14 protein-coding genes and 1 pseudogene are annotated in these 26,311 nt (G+C 68.3%); 10 read left to right on the plus strand and 5 right to left on the minus strand.

The genetic code is table 11. From position 1 onward, the window contains the following. Nucleotides 1-113 precede the first annotated feature (113 nt). A complete protein-coding gene (locus ACN6LD_RS05850; RefSeq protein ID WP_445034223.1) occupies nt 114-374 on the plus strand; it encodes a hypothetical protein in 261 nt (86 codons plus the stop codon). 30 nt (nt 375-404) lie between these two features. On the opposite strand, the gene ACN6LD_RS05855 is transcribed toward ACN6LD_RS05850, so the two are convergent. After that, complete coding sequence (locus ACN6LD_RS05855; RefSeq protein ID WP_306187973.1) at nt 405-632, minus strand: hypothetical protein; 228 nt, start codon at nt 630-632, stop codon at nt 405-407. Nucleotides 633-952: 320 nt separating this feature from the next. Between ACN6LD_RS05855 and ACN6LD_RS05860 the strand changes: the two genes are divergently transcribed. The 3 genes from ACN6LD_RS05860 to ACN6LD_RS05870 all read left to right on the plus strand — a co-directional run bounded on the left by ACN6LD_RS05860 (nt 953) and on the right by ACN6LD_RS05870 (nt 6,318). Further along, entirely contained in the window at nt 953-3,055 is a 2,103-nt protein-coding gene (locus ACN6LD_RS05860; RefSeq protein WP_445034222.1) for an AAA family ATPase, read from the plus strand. Then, entirely contained in the window at nt 3,048-4,304 is a 1,257-nt protein-coding gene (locus ACN6LD_RS05865) for an McrC family protein (protein ID WP_445034221.1), read from the plus strand. The genes ACN6LD_RS05860 and ACN6LD_RS05865 overlap by 8 nt, the downstream gene beginning before the upstream one ends. A 916-nt stretch (nt 4,305-5,220) precedes the next feature. Further along, on the plus strand, nt 5,221-6,318 hold the full coding sequence (locus ACN6LD_RS05870; RefSeq protein WP_443042340.1) for an IS110 family RNA-guided transposase: 1,098 nt from the start codon (nt 5,221-5,223) through the stop codon (nt 6,316-6,318). Between the two features lie 568 nt (nt 6,319-6,886). On the opposite strand, the gene ACN6LD_RS05875 is transcribed toward ACN6LD_RS05870, so the two are convergent. Further along, nucleotides 6,887-7,315 (minus strand): helix-turn-helix domain-containing protein, encoded by a 429-nt coding sequence (locus ACN6LD_RS05875; protein WP_445042639.1) that lies wholly within the window; start codon nt 7,313-7,315, stop codon nt 6,887-6,889. A gap of 537 nt (nt 7,316-7,852) precedes the next feature. Here ACN6LD_RS05875 and ACN6LD_RS05880 point away from each other — a divergent pair. Then, complete coding sequence (locus ACN6LD_RS05880; RefSeq protein ID WP_445034220.1) at nt 7,853-13,186, plus strand: sacsin N-terminal ATP-binding-like domain-containing protein; 5,334 nt, start codon at nt 7,853-7,855, stop codon at nt 13,184-13,186. 309 nt (nt 13,187-13,495) lie between these two features. Here ACN6LD_RS05880 and ACN6LD_RS05885 read toward each other — a convergent pair whose 3' ends face one another. Beyond that, nucleotides 13,496-14,809: a PD-(D/E)XK nuclease domain-containing protein gene (locus ACN6LD_RS05885; protein WP_445034219.1), complete on the minus strand. Its 1,314-nt coding sequence runs from the start codon at nt 14,807-14,809 to the stop codon at nt 13,496-13,498. Beyond that, nucleotides 14,806-17,088: an argonaute/piwi family protein gene (locus ACN6LD_RS05890; protein ID WP_445034218.1), complete on the minus strand. Its 2,283-nt coding sequence runs from the start codon at nt 17,086-17,088 to the stop codon at nt 14,806-14,808. The genes ACN6LD_RS05885 and ACN6LD_RS05890 overlap by 4 nt, the downstream gene beginning before the upstream one ends. A gap of 496 nt (nt 17,089-17,584) precedes the next feature. Here ACN6LD_RS05890 and ACN6LD_RS05895 point away from each other — a divergent pair, with 496 nt between their 5' ends. Continuing rightward, nucleotides 17,585-20,515: a putative dsRNA-binding protein gene (locus ACN6LD_RS05895; protein WP_445042640.1), complete on the plus strand. Its 2,931-nt coding sequence runs from the start codon at nt 17,585-17,587 to the stop codon at nt 20,513-20,515. A 37-nt stretch (nt 20,516-20,552) separates the two neighbouring features. On the opposite strand, the gene ACN6LD_RS05900 is transcribed toward ACN6LD_RS05895, so the two are convergent. Next, the gene (locus ACN6LD_RS05900) at nt 20,553-22,076 is read right to left on the minus strand and encodes a hypothetical protein (protein ID WP_445034216.1); all 1,524 of its coding nucleotides are present in this window, start codon (nt 22,074-22,076) and stop codon (nt 20,553-20,555) included. A gap of 248 nt (nt 22,077-22,324) precedes the next feature. Here ACN6LD_RS05900 and ACN6LD_RS05905 point away from each other — a divergent pair. The 4 genes and pseudogenes from ACN6LD_RS05905 to ACN6LD_RS05920 all read left to right on the plus strand — a co-directional run. Further along, nucleotides 22,325-22,567, plus strand: a pseudogene (locus ACN6LD_RS05905) (transposase); the annotation flags it as partial. 89 nt (nt 22,568-22,656) lie between these two features. Further along, a complete protein-coding gene (locus tag ACN6LD_RS05910; RefSeq protein ID WP_445034215.1) occupies nt 22,657-24,015 on the plus strand; it encodes an AlbA family DNA-binding domain-containing protein in 1,359 nt (452 codons plus the stop codon). Between the two features lie 468 nt (nt 24,016-24,483). Continuing rightward, nucleotides 24,484-24,738 (plus strand): hypothetical protein, encoded by a 255-nt coding sequence (locus tag ACN6LD_RS05915; protein ID WP_445034214.1) that lies wholly within the window; start codon nt 24,484-24,486, stop codon nt 24,736-24,738. Between the two features lie 522 nt (nt 24,739-25,260). Continuing rightward, nucleotides 25,261-26,151: a DUF5655 domain-containing protein gene (locus ACN6LD_RS05920; RefSeq protein WP_445034213.1), complete on the plus strand. Its 891-nt coding sequence runs from the start codon at nt 25,261-25,263 to the stop codon at nt 26,149-26,151. Nucleotides 26,152-26,311 lie beyond the last annotated feature (160 nt).

A 26,311-nucleotide genomic window follows, 5' to 3' on the forward strand; every position in this document is an offset into this window, starting at 1 on the left:
TGGTGCTGGCGGCGCCGGGCGGATCGGTGTGGGCCGTGGCCGTGGCCGCGCTGCGGTGCCGGAAGCGCCGTGACGCGGAGCAGCTACGGTGTCGCGTTGTTACCCTCCACGCCATGCATCATGCGGCGCGGGAGATGCGCTCTCCGATTCTGTCGATCCACCCGTACATACCGGCCATTGGGCAACACGAGGACGTGATCTGTTCCATGGCCTCGCGCGGCGACTGCGACCACAAGCTCGTCGCGCAAGTACGCACCGAGTTCAGCGACGGCACCATTCCTCACTGGCGGGTGTGCGGTGAGTGGCTGACCAGTCATCCGTCAGCCATCGCGCACATCAAGACGAAGGGCTTCCAAGAGCCTGCCAACCCTTGACGGGTCAGTGCCAGAGGTTAGCGATGACGACTACGCCGGCCGGTACACGGCCTGGTCCGGGTCCGGTCTCACGATCAGACCGTCCTTGGCGAGCTCGCGCAGATTGTGGCGGGCCTCCTTGCCCGCGGCTTCGTCATCCGCCGGCCGGTACCCGGCGACTCGCAGGGCCAGCACGGCACGTTCGGTGTCCCAGGTGCCACCCAGCGCCCGGATCAGCGCGGCGAGCGCCTGCTTGTGCGTCAGCGGCTTCTCTGTCATCTCATCCTCTCCTTCTGAAAACCGCCACAGCATGGCACATGACATACGGCGGCAGGGTTCGCGCGGAGTCCGGAGGCCACTGTGGAGGCACCACCCACACGGTGCGCGCGAGGAAGTGACCACTGCGCGGCAGCGATGGTTGGGCTCGATGGGGCTACGACTCGAACCGTGGTCAGCCGGCCGACGCCTGCTCGCTCTGGGCAGGGGCGGGATCCACCCCAACCGTCCCCTTCTCAGAACCGTTCCAGGCTTTCAGCGCCTCCCAGGCTCGCCCTCAACTGCCCCGCTCAAAAGGTCGATGATCCGGCATGATGACGTTCATGGCGGACGAAATGGACCTACGGGCGGCAGCGGCGGCATTCGACCGGAGCAGCGTGCCGGACAGCGGGACAGCCGCCGAGGACGAACGCAAGCAGGTGCTCTCTCAGTTCCCCCTGGAGGAGTGGCCGACACTGCCCCTGTCGCGCTACGCCCTGGGGCAGGCGGCCGAGTCCGGGAGCGGACCGACGTACTGCAGGCTGATGGAGTTCGGTACACCGAACCTGGGCAGCATCAAGGGCGGCAGCGCGGCGAAACACATCATGTACCACCACAACTCCGGCGAGTGGCGGGTGGCCGCGCCGCTGCGCGGGATGGAACCGCAGGAGGCGTGGGAGGAACTGCGCGGACAGTTCGTGCGGGCCTTCGACGCCGTGGCCGCGGGGGACTTCGAGGCCGTGGACGACCTGGAGGCGCTGCGGTTCGGGCCGACGCTGGTGACCAAGTCGCTGGCCACCTACTTCCCCGAGCACTTCCTGCCCATCTACGCCGGCGAGCACCTGCGCCGGTTCGTCGGCCTGCTGGGCGGCTCCTCGCAGCCCGACGCACCGGCCTGGCGCAACAATCGACGGCTGCTGGAACTCGTCCGCGCGAAGCCGGAGTTCGACGGCTGGAGCGGACAGGAAATCATGCACTTCCTGTACGCGAAGTTCGATCCCCGTCCGCAGCAGCGCGCCGTCTGGAAGATCGCCCCCGGTGAACGAGGACGGCTGTGGGAAGAGTGCCGTGACGGCGGGGTGATCCGCGTCGGGTGGGAGGACCTCGGCGACCTCGGCCAATACCAGAGCGATACCGAGCTGAAACAGGCGCTCGACGCGTACTGGCCGCGCAGCAGCGGGGGCAGCCTGACGCTCGCCCGGCGACTGCTGGCGTTCCGGGACCTGGAGGTGGGGGACCGGATCGTGGCCAACCGCGGGATGGACGAGGTTCTGGCCACCGGGACCGTCAGCGGAAGTTACCGCTTCGAGGCCGACCACTCCGAGTACCAGCACGTCGTCCCGGTGTCCTGGGACGTCTCCCACGCGCGGAAGCTGTCGAAGCCCCAGCACGGCTGGCGGTCCACGTTCGCCAAGGTGCAGCCGACGCTCTTCGCCAGGATCACCGCGGGCCTCGCGGATACGGGCGCGGAGTCGACGGAGTCGTACACCGGCGGCCCCGTCACGCTGCCCGAGGATGTCGCAGGCGTACTGGAGGCGCTGGAGCGCAAGGGGCAGGTGATCCTGCACGGACCTCCAGGCACCGGAAAGACCCGGCTCGCACTCGGCGCTGCCCTCGCCCTCGCCGGTCGGGCGGACGCGCTCAACTCCACGCCGGACCAGCGGGCCGCGGCCCAGGCCGAGACGCTGCGGGACGGCCGCATCCACATGGTGGCCTTCCATCCGTCCTACGGCTACGAGGACTTCGTGGAGGGCTTCAAGCCGGAGCTGAGCGCCACCGGCCCCGGGCTGACCCTGGCGCTCACCGACGGTGTGTTCCACACCCTGTGTGCCCAGGCCATCGCACGCCCGGACGAGACCTTCCTGCTGATCATCGACGAGATCAACCGGGGTGATCTGCCGCGCATCTTCGGCGAATTGGTCACCCTGCTCGAACTCGACAAGCGCGGCCTGCCCCTCGCGCTGTCTGTCAGCAGGCGCACCTTCTCGGTGCCGCCGAACGTGCGGATCATCGGGACCATGAACACGGCGGACCGCAGCATCAGCCATCTGGACGCCGCCGTACGCCGCCGCTTCGCCTTCCTCCCGGTCGGCCCTGACCCGGACGCCGTGTCCGGCATCGTCGGCCCCCTGGACCTGGCACAGTTCTTCGACTCCCTCAACACCCGCATCGCCCGTCACCTCGACGCCGACCACCAGATAGGGCACGCCTACCTGCTGCGCAACGGCGAGCCGATCGCCACCGAGGACGACCTGGCCGCCGTCTTCCACCACGAGGTGATCCCGCTCCTGGAGGACTACTGCCTCGGCCGCGCCGACCTGCTGCACCGCATCCTCGGCAGCCTCGTCGACGCGGACACCGGACGCCCCGCGCTGATGCCGCCGCAGGACCTCGCCGCCGCACTGGCGACCGAGTTCACCAGCGGCACGCCGGGCCCCGATGCCTGACCACACCGAGGTCCGGCTCGCGGAGTACGGATCCGCACTGCTGGGGGCCGACCAGCTCACACACCGGGACGTCGAGCGGCTGCGCGCCCTCCAGACGCGCGGCAGCCTCGGCCTGGACCAGGCCCCGTCCGGATGGCGGCTTAAGGCCGACGCGACCGTCGGCATCCTGGTGCTCGACCGCATCCGCCTGGTCATCGAGCCCAAGTTCGCCATCCCGGGCGAGCAGCTCATGCGCTGGCTCGCCTACGCCCTCGGCGCGCCGGCGCCGCTCCCGGCGACGGCACGGCGCTGGGCCACCGGCCCAGAAGGATACGCCGACCTTGTGGCGGCGGCCCTGCTGGAGCAGTGCGAGCAACTGGTCCGGGAAGGGCTGCGCCGGGACTACGTACGCCGCCAGAGCCTGCAACCGGTCCTGCGGGGACGCCTGGACATCGCGGCACAAGTGTTCCGGCGCTACGGGCAGCTCGATCAACTGCACGTCCGCACCTTCGACCGGGAGGCGGACATCGACGACAACCGCGTCCTGGGAACCGCGCTGCGGCTGGCCCGCACCCTGGCCACACAACCCGACCTGGCCCGCGACCTTCACACCATCGCCGAAGCTTTCCCGCAGGCCCCGACTCCCGACGCCGCCCTGCGCGCCCTGGACCGCACCCGGTACACACGCCTGAACGCCCGCTACCGCACCGCGCACACGTGGGCACGCCTGCTCCTGCGTGGCGGCGGTGTGACCGACATCCTCACCGACGGCGGCATGACGGCGGACGGCCTCCTGCTGGCCATGCCCGCCCTCTGGGAAGCCGTCGTCCGACGTCTGGCCACCGAGGCCGCCGCCCCGCACGGCGGGTACGCCGTCCCCAGCGGCGGTGCGACAGGCATCACCGTCCGGGGCGACCTCGGCAGCACCTCGACCTTCCGGCCCGACGTACTACTCAGCCTTCCGGGGCGTGCCCCGTCCGCGCGCACTCTGCTGCCGGTGGACGCCAAGTACAAGCGCTACGACCGCTATGGCGTCGGCGCCGGCGACGTCCACCAACTCCTCACCTACGGTGCCGGCTACACCCCGAGCGCCGACCCGCGTGCAGTGATCGTCCACCCGTGTTCCGGTGGCCGCTCCCACCGGACCCTCCAGGTCAGTGGACCGCGGGGTGCACTCGGAAGCATCCACGTCCTCGGTGTCGACACGCAAGCGTCCCCGCACCAGGCGGCTCTGTGGGTCAGGTCGGCACTGCCCTGGGCCGACCGGTGACCGCCGCCCGCCCACGTCGGCCGAGGCGCTGGGTCCCCCGTCGCTCACAGGCTGGGAGTGCCCGAGCACTTGAAGCGTTGCAAGCCCGCGAAGCGCACCGCGCTCGGGTTCAGCCTCCGTCCCACAGGCGGTACCACGTGACGACATCAGGGAGCTATGGCCAGTGGCGGCCCAACGAGGAGAGCCGCCTCGGTGATCGCCTGGCCGAGCTGGTGGACGGAGAGTTCGGCGCCGACACCCGGGATCGAGTGCGGACAGGCTTTGGCTCGAGGCCGTTGGTGAGGAGGCCGATGATGTCGGCGCCCGGGTCGCCGCTCTTGCGGCTGGCGACGCCTGATTGCGCCGCTCGCCTTCGTGTGCTGTTGTGCTCGGCCGGGATCAGGTTCGCCGTGTTGGGCGGAGGGGTTTGAGCATGTCCTGCGGTTTCTGAGCGGTAGCGAGACGGGAGGAGGGGCGGGCCCCCTCCGCTCAGGCTGCGGTCTCGTAGAGCCCACCGTCGAAGCCGTCCGTGTGATGGCGATGCAAGGCGCTTGGTAGAGCGGGTCACGAGGCGGTCTGTCATTGCCGGTCGCAAGTGGGTGGGGAGCCAACCCATTATCAGCCTTCTCCGCCCAGGTTGAGCACTGGTTCGGGCGAAGCCATCCGGCTGTGGTCGGGTCGAGCCGATGCGCCGGGATGGATGGGATGGTTGCGCGATGCCGTCCCGTACGGGGGTCTGACTCTTGAGATCTTTGACCGAAGTGTCCAGTCACAGGCATGTCGACCATCGTTGCGGGATGTTTTCTGCTGTCACCGAGCCACAGGGCGTGTCCCTATAGGGGCCTTGCCGAGTCCAGGCGCCATCACGGTTCAGACCGTCCGAGCAGGCCGGTGCCGTTCACCCAGCCAGCACGTCACACGTGGGAGGCGAACCATCATGACGACCCGACAGCGCAGCACCTCCTCGAGCACGGATCCTCCCGTTCGGCGCGAGGTTGTCCTGGGTGTGGACACGCACGGGGAGGTTCACGTCGCCGCCGTGGTCTCCCCGCTGGGGAAGGTCCTGGGCACAGAGTCCTTTCCGGCGACGGCGGCCGGCTACCGTCGGCTGCTCGTGTGGGCCCGCAAGCGGGGTACGGTGCGCCGGGCCGGTGTGGAGGGTACCGGCACCTTCGGCGCGGGCCTGTCCCGTTACCTGCTGGCCCAGCAGATCCAGGTGTTCGAAGTGAACCGGCCCGACCGGTCGGCCCGCCGTCTGCTCGGGAAGTCGGACCCGCTCGACGCTCAGGCCGCCGCGCGAGCCGTGCTCAGCGGTCGTGCCCGTGCCCGGGCCAAGTCCGGCGACGGTCCGGTGCACAGCGCCCGGATCTTCAAGCTCGCCAAGGACTCCGCGGTCAAGGCCCGTACCCAGGCGATCAACCAGCTCAAAGCCGTCCTGGTCATCGCCGAACCCGCACTGCGGGAACAACTGTCCAGCCTGGGCAACCGCGAGCTGTTCCGCACCTGCGCACGCCTCGGGCCAGGCGATGGTGAGGACGGCGAGGACGCGGTGGCCCAAGCCACCCACATGACCCTGAGCATGCTCGCCCAGCGCATCGAACAGCTCACCGGGCAGATCAATGAGCTGAACCAGCGCCTGACCCGGCTCGTCGAACACCATGCCCCACAGCTACTCGTACCGGTGGGCATCGGCCCGGACAGCGCCGTCACTCTCCTGATCACCATGGGAGACAACCCCGAGCGGCTGAGCACCGAGGCATCCTTTGCTGCCCTTTGCGGAGTCAGCCCCGTCGAGTATTCGTCGGGCCGGCGGAGCACGCGCCGGCTCAACTACGGCGGCGACCGGCAGGCGAACGCCGCCCTGCACCGCATCGTGTTCACCCGCCTGCGCCACGACCCGCGCACCCAGGCGTACTACGAACGCCGCACCCAGGAGGGCAAGACCCGCCGTGAGATCATCCGATGCCTCAAGCGGTATGCCGCCCGCGAGGTCTTTAACCTGGTCAGACCGGTTTCTCGCACCCCCGCGTTATAGGGGCGTCTGTGCGACGAGAAGCCCCGCGGGTGCGGCCCGGCGGGGCTTCTGAGTAGGTGGGTTTCAGTGTCTGCTGTGGGCACCGTTGCACTCGGGTTCTCCTCTCTCAAGCACCCGAAGCAAGAGCGCGGTTACGACAGGAGTCTTACGGCCAACGCGCAGCATCCGACCCCGGGAACTCTTCGCGACCCACCAGGTCGTAGCCTTCACTCCTGCAAAGCCGAACGCCTTTGGAGGCGTCTGCGGCACTGCCAGTACTCTCCGATGTTGCGTGGACCGCGTGCGGCGACTACCACGGCGTTGCCGGAGACGACGGTCGCAGGCCGTCACGCGTCACCGCCGAGGACTTTGCCCGCTTCATCTCACGGCCGCATCGCTCCGCTGGCCTGGAAGCGGGTGGCATCCCTGCATGTCGCCCGCTGCCGAACGCTGCCCGCTCGCGGGCCATGTTGCGCCTGCCTCTGGGCCCTCGGTTCTTCCGGATCTCGAAGTCCATTGCATCCCCTGAACTGGGGTGTTGCGACGACCACTAGAACTCAGGGCTCGGCGGGGCTTCTGTGCACAGAGGCTATGACGGAGTGCAGCGGCTGGCGTGGGCACCGTTGTACTCCGGCTCTCCGCTTTCGAGCACGCGGAGCAAGGACGCGGTAACGACACGCGTGCTACGTCCGATGCGTAGCACGCGGCACGGGAACTCCCCGCGACGCACCAGGTCGTAGCCCTTCGCCCGAGAGAACCCCAACGCCCTGGAGGCGTCTTCCACGCTCCCCGTTCCGTCCCAGGTGGCGCGGATGTGTGTAGGGCTGTAACGGGTGCTTTGCACCTCGTTGGTCTGTCCGTGCAATTCGAATTCTCCAGTTGCTAAGGCGGTGCGGCTTGCGCGCAGCCGATGGGGTTTGAAGCTGCTGAAATCGTGCCGCGCTGCGCGGCAGGGGCAGTGGATCACGGTGCCGACCCGGAAATTAATCAAGACAGCTAGTGACGTAATTGAGGTCACCCAGCCTTGTGCGCTGAGGTTGATGCCGATGAGCAGGCCACCCCGCAGCAGGTCAACTTCATTCCTGGGTGCACTCGGGATGCGATAGAAGCCAACCCCCTACGGCGCGGGGGAGGTGGGGATGCCGCTACGGGCTTCGCCGGACCTCGAGCACCCACGGCACCTGTTCCACACGAGCTCTGCGGCAGCCAGAGAGCTGGCAGCCGCGCGACACTTTGAATTGACAGCCGTCTTGGCGATTCCTCTCGACGTAGGTGCAGGTTGTGGCGGTGGACCATCAATGATCCGGGGAAATGCCGGTTTGGCTAACCGGTGATCCCGCGCTATGTTGCTTCGCTTCGAACGGTCAACGTGCCGGAGCGTGCCTGCGCGTGCGAGTGCGCGTGCGAACCATCACCATGCAAGCGATTTGGGCCATCAGGCCCATACCGGCCACGTCGGGCCAACAGCGAGAACGACGGAGCCCTGGGCTTCTTCCCGCTCAGTAAGATCACCGGCAGAGCGGGGCGGGAGGCGCACGGGGTGGGGAGAAGCGGTATGGCTACGGGGGGCCGGCGACCGTCGGCGGAGCGTGTGCGGCAGCGCCGGTCGGCCGCCGTGCGCAGGCGGGTGCACGAGAAGGCGCTGGTCGAGGTGCGCGGCTGTCTGCGGGACTGGGACGACGGCCGTGACGCGGCCCGCGAGGCCAAGGCCGTGGCCGAGACGATCATCGCGCCCGAGTACGAGGGCCGGGTGCTCATCGAGTTGTTGCAGAACGCGCACGACGCGCACCCGGCCAGAGCCACCGACGGACGCATCGAGATCCGGTTGGACGAGGACGAGGGTGAGCACGGCACCCTCTATGTGGCCAATCGCGGCAAGCCGTTCGGCGGCAAGAACTTCAAGGACCTGTGCAGCATCGCCCTTTCCAGCAAGCGTGCCGACGCCGGGATCGGCCACAAGGGCGTCGGTTTCAAGAGCGTGCTGCACCTGTGCGACGCGCCCGAGGTCTACAGCGTGGCCAGGGAGGGGTCCCGGCTCCTCGACGGGTTCACCTTCCGGTTTGCCCGGCTCGACGACTACGACGCGCTCGCCCGGGAGGTGGCGCCCGAACGCGAGGGTTTCGCCGACTACTTGAAGGAGAACCTGCTCACGCTGAAGGTGCCGGTCTTCCTGGAGGAGCCACCGAAGACCGTCCAAGGCTTCGCGCGCCGGGGCTTTGTCACCGTTATCCGTCTGCCGCTGAAGTCGGCCGACGCGCGCTCGGCCGCCGGGGCGCAGGTGCGGGAACTCATGGACGACACCGCCCCGTTCGAGCTGTTTCTCGACCGGCTGGAACGTGTCCGGCTGGAGTGGCGGGCCACGGGGGAGACCCGGCGCAGGACGTACGACCGTCAGGTGGAGGTGCTGCACCACGCCCGTGGCCTGAAGGTGCAGCAAATCACCTTGCGTCGGCGGATGCGTCTGATCGTCATCTGCGGGAAGGCCGACCCGGACCGCGCCCGGGAGGCGCTCGCCGCGTCGATCGAGAAGAGCGGGATGCGACGCGATTGGATGGCCTGGGAGAAGAAGGCCGAGGTACGGGTCGCCGTACCGGTCGCCGATCCCCTACGGGAGGGGCGGCTCTACGCCTTCCTGCCGATGGGCGAGCAGATCCCGGCGCCCGTGCGCGGCTATGTCCACGCACCGTTCTTCGCGGAGATGAACCGTCGTTCGTTCAACGAGGCGGTGCCGTGGAACGGCCTGCTGCTCGACACCGTGGCTGAGGTGTGCGCCCGCGCGGTGCTCACCGCGGCGGACGGGCGGGCATCGATTCCGCCTGGCGCGCTCGTCGACCTGATGTGCTGGCAGCCCAAGGCACTGGCGCGGCTGACGTCTGCCTTCCAACGGCTAGACATTGGCATCGCCCACGTGCCGTTCATCCCGGTGATCGGAACGACACCCGAGACTCGCACCTCCCTGCACCGTGCACTTCTGTGGGAAGCGAAGGACGGCTCCACGGTCTTCACCCCGCAGGCGGTCGCCGCCACGGGGGTCACGGATCTCCTCGATCCGCATCTGCACCCCATCCGGTTGCGGCGGCTGGCGTCCCTGGCCAGGAGCGCGGGCACGCGCCTCGAACCCCCCACAGAACGCCTCGCATCGTGGGCGGAGGGACTCGCCAAGACCGCCGTATGCGACCCCTTCGATCCCGGATGGTGGGCGGACTTCTACTACGACCTCTCCCAGGCGTTCCCCGACGGCTCGGCCCTCACTGGCAAGCGGATCGTCATTACTTCCAGGTCGACGACGGCACCGGCCGGCGCGGATGGCGTCTTCTTCGACCGCGACACTCCGCAGGGCGGCTCCCTGCCAGCCCTGCCCGACGGCCTGTCCGACCGCCTGCACTTCGTGCACGAGGGCATCGCCTGGTCCGGCACGGGCCGCAAGCGCAGAGCCCAGGGCCGCAAGTGGCTCAGGACCGCGAACCTCGTCCACGACTACGGCGCCGACCGGGTGCTCGCGGTCGTCGCAGCCGCACTGAGCGCGGACAGCGAGGACAACGGCGTACGTCTGGCCTGCCTCCGCTACGCCTGCGCGGTCTCGCACGCTCTGGAGGCGGAGGGCCGCAGGGCTCCCTTCCTGGTGAATCTCTGCGTACCGACCCGGGCTGGCTGGATCGACGCGAGCCGCGCCATGTTCGGGCCGGGCTGGCCCGGAGAGCACTCCTCCGTCGACGACACCCTGACCCGATTCCTGGAGCGCGTCCGGGAACTGTCTCCTGTGCTCACCCAGACGGAAGGACGGCTCCTCGCCCGCCCCGGCGAGCTGTGCGGCGACGCGATCCCCGTGGAGGCCATGCGGCGCTTCCTCGAACGGCACCACGTCGCTCATGGCCTCCGTCCCCGGCACGAGACATTCCGCACCGGGGTCAGGGGAGACGCCCTCAACCGGCCCTCCCGTTTCTGGGCCCCGGGCCGGCCGGATCTGCTGCCTCAGTGGCGGACGAGCGCCGAGCGCTGGCGGAACCGGCGTAGGGTCGGCTACATCAGCGTGGAGTACCACTCACGCTCCCGTGCCGCGGCCATGCTGCCCGGTCAGGACGACTACGCTGCCTTCTCCGAGGAGGGCCGCAGACTCTACGCGGAGCTCATCGTGCACGGCCTCGCCTTCGCCTGGGCCGACTCCGCACTGGAGATGCAGTTCGTACGCCACAGCGATCCCACCGGGACGCCCTGGCCCACTCCGCTGTCCGCCTTCCTCACCCACGCACCGTGGATCCCGCAGACGGCTGCCCCGAGCGCCACCTCGGAGGGGACCGTGTTCGCCACCGCCGGCACGGCCTGGTGGTGGCACGGCACGCAGCCCCCGCCGCAGTTCCTCGGCGTGGTGCCGGCTTCCTTGCGCAGCAGGCGGTCCGCCAAGCTCGTGGCACGGCTCGGCCTGCTCGGCATCCGCTCCTGGGACGATCCCGGCGCCGCGCTCGACCGGCTCCGCCACCTGCCGGACCTGGTGCAGGCCAACGCCCACCTCAGGGAAGGAAGACTCGCGCACGAGATCGGACGGGAGTACGAGAAGGCGTGGGCGCAGCTGCTGCCGGCGGAGGGCGGGACGCGCACCGCCGACAGCGGGCAGCCCGCGGCGCCGCGCCGGCTGCTGGTGACCCGCGCTGGTGCCCTCGCCTCGCTGGACCCGGCGGAGACGGACGAGACGGTCTTCGTCCCGGATCCTGACGGGGCCCAGAACCGAGCCCTTCTGGACCGGGTCCTCGTGCCCGTGATCCCGGTACGGGACAGGGCACTGGGCGGCCGGGTCCACGCCTTCCTCCAACGGAGGACGACGTTCGATGTCCAGCGGTGCGGCGAGGCCGCGCACGACATCCAGGCCGACGGATTGCCCGTCCGTGATGCACCGCACGTGCCGTTGACGGAGTACGCGGGATCCTGGCTGCTCACCCTGGTCGCGGCCCTGGTGGAGTTCGACGAGGAACGAGCGTCCCGTCCGGAGCCCGTGGCTGCGGCCGACGTGGCCGGCCTACTGCATCGCTGCGACGTGACCGTGGCCGGCGAGGCCGTCCTCTGGATCGCCGGCCACCGCCTCACCGAGCACGGAGCGGACCGAGCCCTGCTGCACCCGCACCCAGACCGGCCCCGTGTGGTCGTCGTGCACAGCGAGCCGCGTACCGGCTGGCGAGTGCTCCGCACCGCCGCCCCCGCCGTGGCTGCCCTCATCGGCGCGCCCTACCTCGCAGACCTGCTGTGGAAGGCGCTAACCAAACTGGAGGAACGCGGCCTGAAGACCGACCACGTCCCGGAGGAGGATCTCACGGACGTCCTGGACCTGCGGCCGCACCAACTGCACGCCGTCCTCGCCGAGCGGGCGTCACAGCGTTCCGGCAGCGCGCGGCTGGTCCCCCTCCTCGCCTGCCTTGATCTCGACCTCGCGGAGCAACTGCGGCAACGCGCCGAGGACTTCTCCGACCGCGCCGCCCTCCTCACCTGGCTCACCGACCGGATCGGCGCACCGAACGCGGAACAGCTCATGCGGTTGCTGGAGGACGACGACCGGGAACGGCAACTGAGCGCCATATCCGTGCCCCTGGCCGACGCCAACCGCGCATGGCGCGCCCTCGGCCTCCCGGAGATCGACAACAGGGACCGGCATGAACGGCATTTCGCGGCATGGCTTCAGCGGAACCGTCCCGCGCTCGCCGAGCGGATCAGGGACGCCTATAGGGACGTCCACCGGTCCGGACGGTCCCGGGCCGGGTACGTGAAGCTGCGCGACCTCTCCCTACTCGCGCCGGACCCGGCCTGGCACACGACGCTGTGGCATCTCTCCGACGAACTCCTCCAAGCCCACGCGGACGCCTGGCTGTTGAAACAGCTTCCCGCACCCTCGTCGACGTCACGCCCGCTGAGGCCACTGGCCGAGGTACGCGAGGCATCCAGCACAGCGGTGCACAAGCAGGTACCGCGGCTGCGGCAACTGATCGAGGAATGGGAGCGCCTCCATCCCGCAAGTCGCCCCACGGTGCTGCCCCCGGCCCAGGACGTCCTGCGGGAACTGGACGGCGACGGCCTGCTGGACTTCGAAGTCTTGTCCGTGAAGGCGTTGATCGCCTGGCTTAGGGCTCGCGGCCACTGGCCCCAAGACATGCCTCTGTCGGACCGGCGCGCGGACCTCGGACTGGCCGCGACACGTCCCCCGGAGCCCGCGGGGAACACGGGCGGAGCCACGGGCGGAGGCCGAACCGGAGGGTCCGCACCCGGCCCCCATGTAGTGCTGAACGGCAGGCCCGTGTCGGCCCTGCCCGACGACCTGGCGGCGCTCGCCCGCGAGGTGGCCGCAGACCTCACGCCTGAGCAGCGGGCCACCTCGGCCACGTCCGCCACGGCGCTCGCGCCCCGTATTCCGCAGCCACGCACCTCGTCGTCGTCCGGTGCAAGGTCGCACAGCGGTTCGTACCAGGTCCCCGCGAGCGACCAGGACCGGACATTGGCCGTGGGCCTTGCGGGGGAGGCGGCGGTGGGCGCGTGGCTGCAAGAGCAGTTTGGGGTCGAACCACAGGACTCATGGAAGTCCGGTCTGCGAGTCCACGGGCTCGCCGGCGCGCAGCCGGGAGACGACCGGCTCGGATACGACTTCCTCATCCACGACGGCGACGCGACCTACCTCTACGAGGTCAAGGCATCCACCGGCGACAGTGGCGAGATTATCCTCGGCGAGTCCGAGGTTCGACGCGCTTCTCGCCTGAAGTCGGACGAGACGTACTTCATCGTGTACGTCTCTCACGTCCTCGACCGCGACCGTCGCAACATCACCGTCCTGCCCAACCCATTCGGCGCCCCCAACCTCGCTGGCTACGAACTGGTCAGCACCCAGCTGAGGCTCCGATTCAACCATGGCTGAATCAACAAGTTCGTGCCCGGCTGACTGTGGGACGACGGAGGTGGCTCGCTCCACCCAGGCATGCCCGCCCTCGGTCCATATTGCCGCCGAGTTCCTCGAACACGCCCCTGACGTGGTGCTCACGATTCCTCGATGGCCCAGTGCCCGCGAACGCGTTCCGCAAGGTCAGCAGCGTTCGCCTGGTGCACCGTCAGACTCGTGATCGCGTAGACGCGTTCGGGCACACACCGGCAGGTTCAGGCCAGCCGCGAGAACGACGGAGCCCTTGGTGCGAATGCGAGGCTGGACATGCCCTTTCGTATGCCTGGGTCACGCATCGGGAGCGCCGTCGGCCTGTTGATTCCTGCGTCGTCGTCGTGGCGTTCGTTTGGGTTTCGGGATGTGACTGGGACGGGAGACGATGATCACATCGGTGATGTCGGGAAGCTTCAGGAGAGCGTTGCGGGTCGTGTCGTGTTCCTGGACGGAGGAGGACTCGTCGTATATGAAGACGGTCATCTGCCGGTAGGACGAGTTTCCGGCAAGGTAGCCGATGTAGTCATCGTAGATCTCCTTCTCGAAGGTCTTGAAATCGGCGGCCTTGCGCGCGTATTTGACCTCGATGAGCAGAGCGAGCGAAGGGATGCCGAAATCCGCGCGGTAGGTGCTGTGGCCGAGCCGCCGGAGGGTTTCTTCCTCGACGAGGTCGTCGAATACGGGCCGGAGCATGAGCCAGAGGATGTTCTGGATCTCGCGTTCCGAGGTGATGGGCCACCTGATGGGGTTGTCGAGGTCGTCACCGTCGTAGCGCCATTGCCGCATCGCAGCCTCGAAACGGCTCAGGAGAACGCCTACATGGGTGCGGCTCAGGAGAGTCTCGTCGATGCTGGCGGTGACTATCTGGGCGGTTGCCTCAAGGAGTAGCGCTGCCCGAGGCGCGGTTGGCTGCCCTGTATCGGTCAGGAGGATGTCGCTGAGCAGCCGGGACTGCAGTCGCCGCAACTCGTCCTGGTCCGTGAGCGGTACGTCTCTGGCTGAGACGGTCAGCCAGTGAATACAGGCGGCTTCTACCGGATCGCGGATGCTGCGGGCGTCCACCGCAACGGCGGTTGTGGTGCCGAGGATGCGCCGGGCGTGTTCCTGGAAAAGGCTCAGGAGGATGTTGGCAGGGCGCAGCTTCGGGTCTTGGAGGACCTCGGCCAGCCATGTGCGGGCTTGCGGAGTGTCATCCTGCATTGTGTTGACGGCGAGCGCGAGTCCGATGATTTGTCCGGGGTCGTTGACGAAGGTGACCCCGTCGTCCTGGAAGGGGTTCTTCCGCATGAGGGCAGGCAGGCTGGCGGTCAGGTGTTTCCGGGCGGCGGACTGGGAGGCGGCTGTTGAGGAGAACCCGGCGAGGCCGTAGCCGAGGACGGCCAGGCCGTGAGAGTGGGCGAAGCGGTGCTCGTTGTCGGCGAGCCATGCCGGCGCCAGGGGGTTGACGTCCCAGTCGAAGCTGAGGCGTCGTCGGCTCAGGATGTGATAGGCGAGCAGGCCGTCGAGGTTGCCGGGCGCGTTCGCGCGTCGGATGCATTCCTCCAGGCGGGCGGTCTGCGCGGCCAGCAGGTGTCCGGTGGGTGTGGCTCTTCCGGGTTCTTCGGTCACAGGAACCACCGGCTGGAGCGCAGCTTGGTGGCGACCGCGTCGGCGTTCCAGTTCCGCACGTGGCGCAGCTGTCCGAGCAACTCGGCGATCAGGTCTGAGTACAAGATCGTCACAGGAATGCGTGACGGGTACATGCTCCGCCAGGACATCGCTGTGAACCGAAACGCCTGCCGTCCCAGGTATTCGATGTCAGTGAAGGTCGAATGGCGGTGGAGCTTGAGCAGAAGCGGCTTGGGGGCACCGTGCAGAGCGCTCTTGAGATCCATGGGCCCGCTGACAGCCACGAGCAGCTCACGCTGGCCGATGGGTACGGCATGGCCACGCTCCGGCACATAGTGCCCCTTGGCCCGGCCGCTGGCCCCCCGGTTCACTCCCGCGCTGGCCCGGTCGAACATGACCCAGTCGTGGTCGGTGCTCACGTGCACGAACGCGAACTCGACCCTGGCGTACGTCCGGGTAAGGCGCTCGACCAGCTCCTTGACCGCAGCGGCCTCAATGTCTTTGAGCGGTTTGAACACATGGAAGATAAGGCGCAGTTCGTCGCCCTTCTGCCAGGCGTTGCGGATCTTGATCGCGTCGATGCATTCTGTCAGGGAGCGCAGGAGTTCCCGGGGGTAGTCGTCGTAGTCGGCCTCCCGGGACGTGTTGGAGAGAAGGTAGTTGCCGTCTGCGCTGAACACGGTGGTGATGCCCACTACTCGTTCCGGCGCGGTGAGCCGGCTCTCTTTGACGTGCGCGCTTCCGATGCCGATGACCAATTCGTGGGTGAGTGAGCGTGGAGCGGCGATCACGAAGGGGATTCCGCCCAGCTTGGCGTAACAGGCCAGGGCAATGCTGTTGAGCGGGTAGGCGAGCTTACTCAGTCGGACCGTTTCGATTCTCACGTCCTGGACGGGGACGCCCTGTCCCATGAAGGCTGATTTCGCCACAAGGTACGGGCTGTTGTCGCCCGTGAGATGAGCCTGATCCTCGCTGGTGATGACGATGGCCAGGTCGATGTCCCCGCTGAGCAGTGCCCTCCGGCACGCCTCGCGGTAAGCGTTGGCATCGGTCGTGGCCCCGTCGAAGGGGTGCAGGGAGACGTCACAGCCGGACAGGTGATACTTGCGGATGAACCCGAGGCCGAACGTCCTTTCTCCTTGGATCCCGTGGAGGAACTTGAAAAGGAAGTTCTCGACGACACCTTTGTGCGCGCGGGGTGTGATGACGGCGATCCTCGGTTTCTTCTTCGCGAAGAATTCCACGTCGAACGGGCCGTATTCGTCCAGGCCGCGGTCGGGTGACCGGCTCGTCTTGTCTCCGGCCTGGTCGAACTGGAACGTCGGGGACTGGTAGTAAGTCCCGCTCACTTTCCTGCCGCTGCTCGACCCGACTGGCGGCTCGATGACCACGGACAAGTCACCGGCCACCTGTAGTTGGCCGAGTCGCTGCAAGCGGCCGGCAATGCTGACCGCACCCTCGTAGCGGCCGAAGGCCCCGAGCAAATCGAACGTCTTCTGGTCCAGTTCCTTGAGAATCCTGGCGCTGTCGGCTCCGGCCAGGGCACGGACCACGTCGTCGAAGGTCTCCCGTCGGCTCTCCAGCCACGCGTTGCTGGCAGAGATTCGGGTCACCCCGGGGGCATCGCGCAGTACCAGGTCGGTGCCGTCGACGTGGTCGACAGCACCGAGCGCCTGCCGGGCGGCGTGGTGATCCATGCGCGGGTCGGGTGTGCTCGCCGCGTCCTCGCTCAGCACGTAGCGCCCGCGCACGTCGAGGCCCTGGTGGATCAACTCGTCCACCGTCATGTCGATCTCGTAGCGGCTCTTCACCCCGACGATCACACCAGGGTGGTTCGAGGGACCGATGGTCCTGCTGTCCAGCCGGTATTCCGGATAGACGTGGAGCCTTCCGAGGGCCTCCTGACGCCGGCCGCGGACCGAAGGCTCAAGCAGATCCCTGCCCGCCAGGCGAGAGACGAACACCGGTGGGCTGAGCCGACGCACCTTGTACCCCCAGCCCAGCACCGACCGGAGCAACGCCTCCTGGACGAGACGCATGGTGAGGGACCGGTGATCGCGTGTCCGGAACGTTGTAGGCGTGCCGTAGACGTCGGTGTCGGCCTGCACGGGAATGCAGGCGATGCTTGTTCGTGTCTTGGCGACCACGTGGCTGTCGCCAAGCTTGGCTCGGAGGTCAGCGAGTTGCTCGGGTGACTCGAATTCGATCAGCCCACCCTTGAACTCGTCCGCCGAAAAGCGGACCGGCAGGAAGTTAAAAGCCAGCACCGGCGGATTCATTCTGCCCCCTTGCGTCCAAGCCCCATTCCCTCCCCGGCATCGAGGCGGTTACACGTCACGGCACCCCGTCACCAAGGTGCCCTTCACGCTCAGAGCATTGTGGCACCGGGGTATGACAACGGGCGGGGAAGAGCCGCTTGACCGGATCAATCAAGTGATGCCGGTCAGCCGTAATCGCCACAACCGGAGCTCTCCTTGAGTTCTCCGTGTGCCCGCGGGCCGCGCTCCTGCCCTTGGCGGACCGCCACCTCATCCTGCGAGCGATACGGAACGATCCGTGTTGGGTGAACCCTCCCCGAACCTGCGCTCGGCGGCATACGCTGGCCAGCCAGTGCCGCCGTGATCACCGGGAGCTCTGGGAGGCGCGGCGGGAGGAAGGACAGCAGGACCGGGGCAGGCCGCCCGCCTGTACGCAAGCACCGGGCACTGTACCGACGCCGTCTGGGAGCGCGTGCTGTGGCCGGGCAGGGCCGCGTCGCCCGGCAGGGGGAGGGCCATGAACCGCTGGGTCGGCATCGTGTCGCTGCGCGAGACCGCGCCGCCGACACCCGTGCACCGCATCGCGCTCGCCATCGACGCCGCGCGGAACCGGACGTCGTACCAACTGGCCGGCCGGACGGTGCCGTATGCGCGGATGCGGTCGGCGCTGCGCACGCTCGGTCAGGAGCACGCGCGCCACCATGAGTGGGGGCGGTACGAGTACTGCGTCGACCTGGCCGGCGACTTCTTCGACGGCGGCCACCCCCCGACCGGCCTGCCTTCCTGGCTCACCAACAAACTCCAGAACCTCCTGGACGGCAGGTCCGGCACACCGCCGACGGGCGGGCGGAGGGCGCAGGCGGCCCCTCGGCGGGCTGTCTCGCGTCCCGTCCACCAGCGCCCGGCGTCCACCCGCCGGGGCCGGAACACACCCCCCGAAGCCGCACGCCCAGCCCGGCTGGCGCGGTCGGCCCTGCCCGCGACCGGACAGCTTCCGTCGCCCGAGCCGGTCCGGCCCTACTCCCGCGCCGAACGGCGGCTCGACGTCCACGACGTCACGTACCCGGCGCTTTGCGAGCCACCCGTGTCGCTGGTGGGCACGTACGGGCAAGAGGTCCGCGAGGTCGTGGGGAAGGCCATGCGCGGATGGGACGCCAGCCCCGAGGTCACCGCCTGGCTCGGCCTGGCCGTCGAACACCGCAGTCACCTCTACGAGAGCCACCACGCCGCCCAGGTCACACCGCACGTGCTCGGCCTGCTCGACCGGCTCGGCGCCACCGCGCTCGACGTGATCCTGCTCGACGCTTACGCGCGATGGGCGACCCCTTGGAAGGCGGGCGAACAGTCGAGCGAACACGCCCGGCGACGCGCCGCCGCCGACCTCGCGCTCGGCGCGTGGGTTACCAAGCAGGGGTTGGTGCGCATGGGCGCGGGGGAGGCGCAACAGCCCGCCAGGTCCGTCTTCGAAGGAGTGGCCCGGCAGATCCTCGGCGTGCTCAGCCTGTGTGGCGAGCACGAGATCGCCCGGAGGCTGGTCGTCTCCGTGTGGCCCGACCTCGACCGCCCGTCCGCGGAGACGGGAGCCGATCCTGTCACTCTGGCGCATACGGCCTTCCACAAGGAAGGACTGACCTACGACTACGACGAGGAGGGCCCGGACCACCGCAAGGTCTTCCGCGCCGCCGTCCGCACCGGAACCGGCCGCACGGCGGAAGGCACCGGCCAGTCCAAGAAGGCGGCACGGGCGGCGGCGGCACGAGCCCTGCTCGACGCATACCCGCAGGTGGCCGCAGCGGCGGGTGCCGAGCGGAAGGCGGCACCCGCGACCCTGCCGGCCGCGTCGCCGCTGCCGTACGCGCAGCCGGGCAATCGGCACCGGGACGCGGTGAGCGGCCTAGCGGCCATGTTCGAGCTCGGCCATCGCGCGGACGGGCTCCTCGCCCAAGCCCTCACCCATGTCTCCTGGGTCCACGAGAACCAGGCAGCGGCGACCGCTGCCCGCCAGCGCGACAACCACCTGCTCGCCCACCACGGCTCGCACGTGGTGAACCACCTCGCCGCCCACGTTCGCGTCCGCCAGGCCCTCGCGCACAGCCTCACCCCCGACGAGGACGAGGCGCGCATCCTCACCGCCTCTGACGACGACACCGCCCGGCTCGGTGCGACCCTCCAGCTCGCGGAAGGGCTGCTGACGAGCCGTGGTGAGAGCGGACAGGGCCGCACAGCGGTGTCGGACGCCGCCCAGGCGGTCGTCGCCGCGGCCTGGCGCGTCCACGGGCCTCGGCTGCTTGGGCGCCGGCCCGCCGTCCTCGACGACTGGCTCTCCGGCCTGGAGCACCAGCACGACCCGGTGACCGTCCTCGCCGCCATGGCCACCATGTACGGCATCGAACACGAGTACACGTACGACGTCTCAGGGCCGGACCACCTGAAGAGCTTCACCGCCACGATCGGGCTGCGGGATGCTCGGGGCCGGGTCCACCGGTGGACCGAACCTCTGCCCGGAACCCCCGGAAAGCCGGAGGCGAAGAAGGCGACCGCCGAGGCCGTCCTCGACATCCTCGCCACCCCCGTCAACGGCGTCGTCGACGATCTCCCCGCCCCGGAACGGGGCCTGCTCGTCTTCCTCCTGCGCGCCCAGCTCGATGGCCTAGGCCGGCCGACGGAACGGCAACGCGCACGCATGCTCGCCCGCGGCGACCTCGGCACCGACCTCCTCACCACCGGCGACACCGAGGCGTTTCTTGCCTGGGCAGAACGCGTCTGCCCCCTGCTCGGGCCGGACGGCACGGCCGTACCGGACGCGTTGCGCGAGCTGTACCGGAAGGTCCTCGACGACACGCGCATCGGGCCCGGCTCGCTCCTGCGCCGCATGGCCGCCAGCCCCGGACCCGACGCCGCGAGCGTGGTCCGGCGAAACGCGACGGACGCCGTACGGCGAGCCCTGAGCAGCGGGCCGCAGGCCGCCTCGGTCCGAGACATCGTGCAGGACTGGTGGCGCGACCAGGCCCCGGCCACCGGCGTCACGGTCCGCGACGACATGCGTCAGGACGTCTTCCGCCCGCTTCTCGTCCACCTCGGCGCGCTGGACGAGACCCTGACGTGGTGCGGCGAAGCCGCCGAGGCAGCCGGCACCCGCATCGACGTCGAGCTGACGGTTCAGGACGGCACCCTGCACGTCTGGCTCGGCCTCGACAAGGTGGACATCCGGGCAGCCTGCGACGATTTCGCCCGCCTGCTGTCCCACACCCTTCCGTTCACCGACTGCCTGGTCGGTGACGACCATGTACTGCTGCGCCTGCACGGCGATCTCGAGACGGCTTCCCTCCATCCCCTGGCCACAGCGGGTATGGATGCCTACGTCTCCGTGCCGCTTGATCGGCGGAGGCTCACCAGGGAAGTCACCGACGGGCCAATAGGAGCACAGGACGTGCAGCCGTACTCGTGAGCCCGGCCACCGGCCCCAACTGCCCCGTCGCCACCGCTCAGAGGACGGTCCTTGACCCCGGTTCCAGTCGGCCGCTGGCCCAGGGGTAGGACGCCCATCCCTGGACGAGGATCGGGTTGAGGGAGTTCTCGTGCCCGTTCAGGCATTCGTTGAGCGCCCAGGTGGAGCGCTCGGGGTCGGCCGCCCGTTCCAGGAGCAGAGAGCTGGGTGTGGTGTCGGTGAGGGTCACCAGGCGTTCGACTTCGTGGGCTGCGACGACCGTGGTCGGGATGTCGGCGGTGGGTAGGTCGAGGTGGGGCAGGTTGGCGTTGGCGACGGGGAACGGTTCAAGGGTGACGATCAGTGCCTGCCGTGGACGGTCGGTCGGAATTTCGGCGAATGCCGGATGGCGCTGGTCGATCTGGCCCGAGGTGGCGTTGACCTGGCGGAAGGCGCGGGCGAGTTTGCTGTCGGTCTCGGCGACGCCAAGTTCCAGGCCGAGGCGGGCGTTCTCGGTCGGCATCATGGACTTGACCTCCACGAGCAGCACCAGGTTGTCGAAGACGACGAACCAGTCGACGCTTTGCAGTTCGTTCCGCTTGACCCGGTACGTGATCTCCGAGATGACATCGGCGTCCGGCATCAGGCGGAGCTGGCGGCCGACGTACTCCTCGAAGAGGTAGCCGGTCTCCTGCAGGAAGTCGGGTCCGAAGTGCTCGCGTCCTGTGTGGTATATGCCGGCTGGCGTCGCTTTGCGCCAGACCAGCTGAGGTGAGGGGCACAGCAGGCCGGGTCCGAAGCCGGTGACCGCGGGCCGGCCGAGCAGCGGGTTGTAGGTGAAGCGGCGCAGCTGGGCCGCTTTGCCGCCAGCCACCTTCGCCAGGTTCTGCGTGGTTCGCTTCTCGGCTGCTTTGAGGGAGGCCACGTCGGTGGCGAAGTGGCGTTCGACGACGCGCAGCACCGTGTCCCGGCTCACGGCGCGGTTGAACTTGTCCCCATCGGGGCCGTCGTAGAACGCGGGATCGAAACGCCCGGCGTTCAACAGCGCACATCCCCACAGCAGCTGAGCGGTGCCGACGTAGTCGGGCAGCGGGCAGCCGAAGACTTCGGTGTCCCAGCCGGGGACTATGCAGCGGGGTTGCCGGCGTGCGGGGAACGGTGTGTGCAGGTACAGCGCGGCGGTACGGGCGAGAGTGGCGAACTCCGGGGTCTGGAAGGCCATCTGCTCGCCGCCCAGACGCATCATGAAGTCCCTCAGGCGGATCGGATCCTCGTCGGTACCGTGCAAGGTCGGTTCCTTCAAGCTGGAATACGCCGCGAGGATCTCCAGCAGGTCACGCTCGGTGGCTTCGGCCCTTTGGTGCTCGGTGCCGTATGCCAGGCAGACGCGGGCCGCATCAGCCAGAGCCCAGGGCGTGTACTTCAGAAAGGGGCTTTCCAGCCAGGGCTGTGGCCGCTCGAGCGTGCTGTAGCGAGCCGCCGCTGCAGCGATCAGGGGAAGCAGCGAGCTGGGACGATGACGCCGGATGCGCTGACGGTATTCGTCCTCCGTCACCAGCCGGTCATACAGGTACGCAGCCATCCCGCCATGATCCTTGCCGCCGATAGATTATTCGAGCGGTTTCTCCTGGTTGGTACTGCACGCGCGTATGTTTCGGGCAGCATCCGACTGGAGCGGATCGCCCGCTCTCGCGCCCGGCTCAAGTCAGGCTGTCGCCGACCCACGGTGGGTGGTTCGTGATTCTTTGGGTCGTTCTTTGGTCGCCTGAGGGTGTGGGGTGTGGCTGAAATCCGCAGGATCGCGGTGCGGGCTCTGCTGGGGTTGGCGGGGTGAGTGAACGCAAGCTGCATCCCAGCGACTTATCGGACGAGCAGTGGTCGTTGGTCGAGCCGATGATCACCGCGTGGAAGGACCGGCACCGCTCGGTCTGCGGTCATCAAGGCGCCTACGGCATGCGGGAGATCGTGAACGCGAAGAACGCGACGTACTACTACTTCGCCGCCTGGCGGGACGACGGAACCGACCAGGTCATCCATGAACTCCTGCGCCGCCTGGTCCGGGACTGCGAACGTCTGCCACGGCACGGAGCGCTTTCGGCGCGCGCCGGTGGATCTACTTAATCCTGTGACAGATGGGGGTGGTTCGGGCAGCATCGGGCGTCATGGTTGCTCTTCGCTCCCGCCGTCTGGAGGGGCTCTTCGGAGCCCGGCTCGCCGCGGTCTCGCACGCTCAGATCGCCACCCTGAGGACGAACGCGGTCTCTGAGTCCTACGACCTGGAGTTCAAGGGGGAGCTCTATGGCGGTAACGACAAGGCCAAGCGGGACTTGGCCGGTGACGTGGCGGCCCTGGCCAACACCGCCGGTGGAGTCCTGCTGCTGGGAGTTGCCGAAGACGACCAGGCCCGGGCGACAGAGCTCCCCGGGGTCGCGCTCAGCGACGCTGAGGTGTTGCGGATCCGAAACATCGTGGCCGACCAGGTCCACCCCCTGCCCGTCTTCGACGTTGAGCAGATCGAGGACCCGGACAAACCTGGTCATGGGATTCTGATGATCGCTGTGCCCCGCAGCCCCTCCGCTCCGCACGGAGTCCTGGTCAACCAGGGCCTGCGCTACCCGCGCCGCAATGGCGCCAGCATCATCTACCTGACGGAGGCCGAAGTGGCCGCCGCCTACCAGGACCGCTTCGCTCGTCGCCAGTCCCGCCACGACGACCTGCTCCGCTACGAGCGGGACCTGATCGGCCGCCTGGACGTGAGCGACCAGACGTACGTCGTTGTCACCCTGGTCCCGGACCTCAGTGGGGACTTCATCCTCGACACCAAGGCCCTGCGAGCCTTCCAGCAGGAAACCCGCGACAAGGACCTGCTCGTCATCCCGCGTGGTGCGTACGTCCGGCACGTCACGGTAGGCAGCCGCCGTCTGATGGCGCACGGTGGCTCCGAGCCCGCGACGGCCAAGTGGATCGCGTGCGAGTTCCACCAAAGCGGCGCCGGCACCTTCGCCGCCGTCGCCGCCAACCGCACCGACCTTGCCCGACCCGGCCAGGTGGATGAGAACACCACGGTCAGTCGGATCGAAGACGAGGACCTGGTCCTCGACATCTGGTCCGGACTCCGGCTCCTGGCTCGCCACGCACGGGACCGAGCTGCCGCAGGAGGCACTGCCACAGTCCGCGTGACCATCGCCCCTGTCAACGCCGACCTTCCGGCCGAACTGCGTCACCCACGCGGACACGCCAATCTCGGCGGAAGTCTTGGCACTCACCAGGTGACCGAGCCACCCCAAGCGACTTCCGTCTTCGACATCGACGACCTAGCCGAAGACGGACCGGGCCTGATCGCGGCCACCTCCGTCCTCGCAGCTGGCCTGATCCAGCACTTCGGCTACCCGGAGACCCTCCAGATGACCACTGACGGCGTCATCCGGACCAAATACTGGAGTTCACAGCGCTACGGCCCTGGCGTGCAGCAGTGGGCCACTCAAGCCAACGTCGACATGACCGACGACACCGTTGACTGACTGTCGAGCGCTGGCCAGAAGGGGCTTCTGCGGTTTGATCGGCGTGGTCTGTCAGCGGCGTCCTCTAGGTTCGCACTGTGACAAACAATTGGACGAGTCTGTTCCTGGCTCCCTTCGATCCGGACCCGGACTCGTCGGGCCGTCGTTCCTACGGCGGGTCGACGGGCATACCAGCGGACTTGGACTGGAATTCACTGGACCGCATCTGCCGGGTCTTATCCCTACCCCACCGGTGCAGCCCCCCTCACCCCTGAGGCCATCAATGAGGCGCGCGCGGAGCTGAAACGCGGGCTGACCCCGCCGTTCCACGACCACACGGCGATTCGGCTCGGTGAGCTTCTGAGGGACGCGCTGAGAGCCCAGTGCCCGGAATCGGCCAACGGCAAGAAAGGCCGACTGTACGGACTGGAGTTCCAAGGCCCTTTCCAATACGTGCTGTTGGGGCATACCAGGAACGCGCCATGGCGGATGTCCCGCCACATCCTGGACGCAGGGCACCACGGTTACGGACTACTCAACGCTTGGGTCTCCCCCGTGCTGCCGCACGCTCAGCAACAGGAACGGGTGGCACTGGACCTCGCCGAAGCCCTGCACGGCCCCCCGCACGTCGGTGAGCGCTTCTACGGAATGCCCTTCGACACCGCGCTCACGGCGATCCGGGTGGCGGCGGAGACCGGCCTGCTGAGCGGTTCGCCGGACACTACCGATTCCGAACCCGCGTGAGGGGGCCGGAGTAGGCGTCAGACCCCGGCCTCTCTGGACCTACGGAAGCGATCAATTTGACCAAACAATGTCTCGTGAGTCCGCCATGACAGGAGAGTGCCGGGCGCTCGCTATCGACAACAGAGCATGGAGGCTGTGGCGCGCCCATGGCCAGCTGCCACCCGGATCAGTAGCGGCTGGGCCGAGAAGCTCGACGGGATCTGGGTCAGATGTTGATCACAATGGCCCGTCCGCCAAAGAGTGCGGTAAGCGAAGCACACAATAGAGCAGGAGCTTAGAAGGCGTCTGGCGCATCTCGTCGGCAGGTGCTTTGACCTGGTACTTTCTTCCTCACTGACACGCTGTCAGGGGTTTTGTGGGACGTATGTGGGATGAGGGCACCTCTGGGACGGATGGGATGCAGGGGTTCCCGACTGTGCCAGGCGGTCACCGTCTCACATCTCCTCACCTGTTCGGTGCGCCCGCGCGGAAATAGATCTACCCCTCTCCTGCGTTCTCGATCTTTGAGCCGAAGAGGGGAAGGTGTCGGGCCTGAAGCTGTTCCACACGACGAATGGCGGCGTGACGGAGGTCGCGCCGCGTCTTGCCGAGGTCGAGGCGGATGTGCAGGGCCTCGTCGAGGCGCACATGGAGACGATGCTCGGGGTACGGTTCCTCGCGAGCGAGTACGTCATCGACTGTGCTGACGGCGGCCGGATCGATTCGCTGGGGCTCGACGAGAACGGGGCGCCGGTGGTCGTGGAGTTCAAGCGCGGCACCGCGGCCGGCGTGATCAATCAGGGCCTGTATTACATGGCGTGGCTGATGGCGCACAAGGACGCCTTCCGGCACCTGGTCCGCGACCGGCTCGGGGTATCGGCCGCGTCCCAGGTGCTGTGGAGAGCACCGAGGTTGATCTGTGTCGCCGGCGACTTCACCCGCTACGACGCGCACGCCGTACGCGAGCACAGACGCAGCATCGACCTGGTCCGCTATCGGTTCTTCGGCAAAAACCTGATCGGCCTTGAGATCGTGGCTTCCGTCACCGGCCGGACGCCGACCGTCAGACGGCCGCGCCGGGGCGCGGCCGGGCTGCCGCCTGTCCGCGCGCAGGGCGGGGCGCTGGCCAAGGTGGCTGAGGCGGTCGATGAGGTGCTGCTCGGCCTCGGGGACGGCGTCAGCCGGGTGCAGCGCAAGCAGTACCGGGCGTATCAGCGCCTGCGGAACTTCGCGTGCGTCTGCCCGCCACAGAAGACCAAGCTCCTCGTCTACCTCAAGGCCGACCCCAAAGAGGTCGACCTCATTCCCGGCTTCACCCGGGATGTGACGGAGGTCGGCCACCACGGTACGGGCGATCTGGAGGTGCAGTTGCGCTCCGAGCGGGACGTGGAGCGGGCTGTGGACCTCTTCCGCGCGAGCTGGGCGGCGGCGTAACCGCCCATCGCGTCTGTGACGTCATCGGGTGCGGGACTGGGCCGCTGTGGATGCGGTGGCGATCGTGCCTTCCGACGTAGAGGGCAGGTAGCGGCGGTGGACCATCAATGATGCGCGGGATCGCCGGTTTGGCCAACCAGCGACCCCGCGCTACGGTGCC

Source organism: Streptomyces sp. SAS_272 (assembly GCF_052543235.1).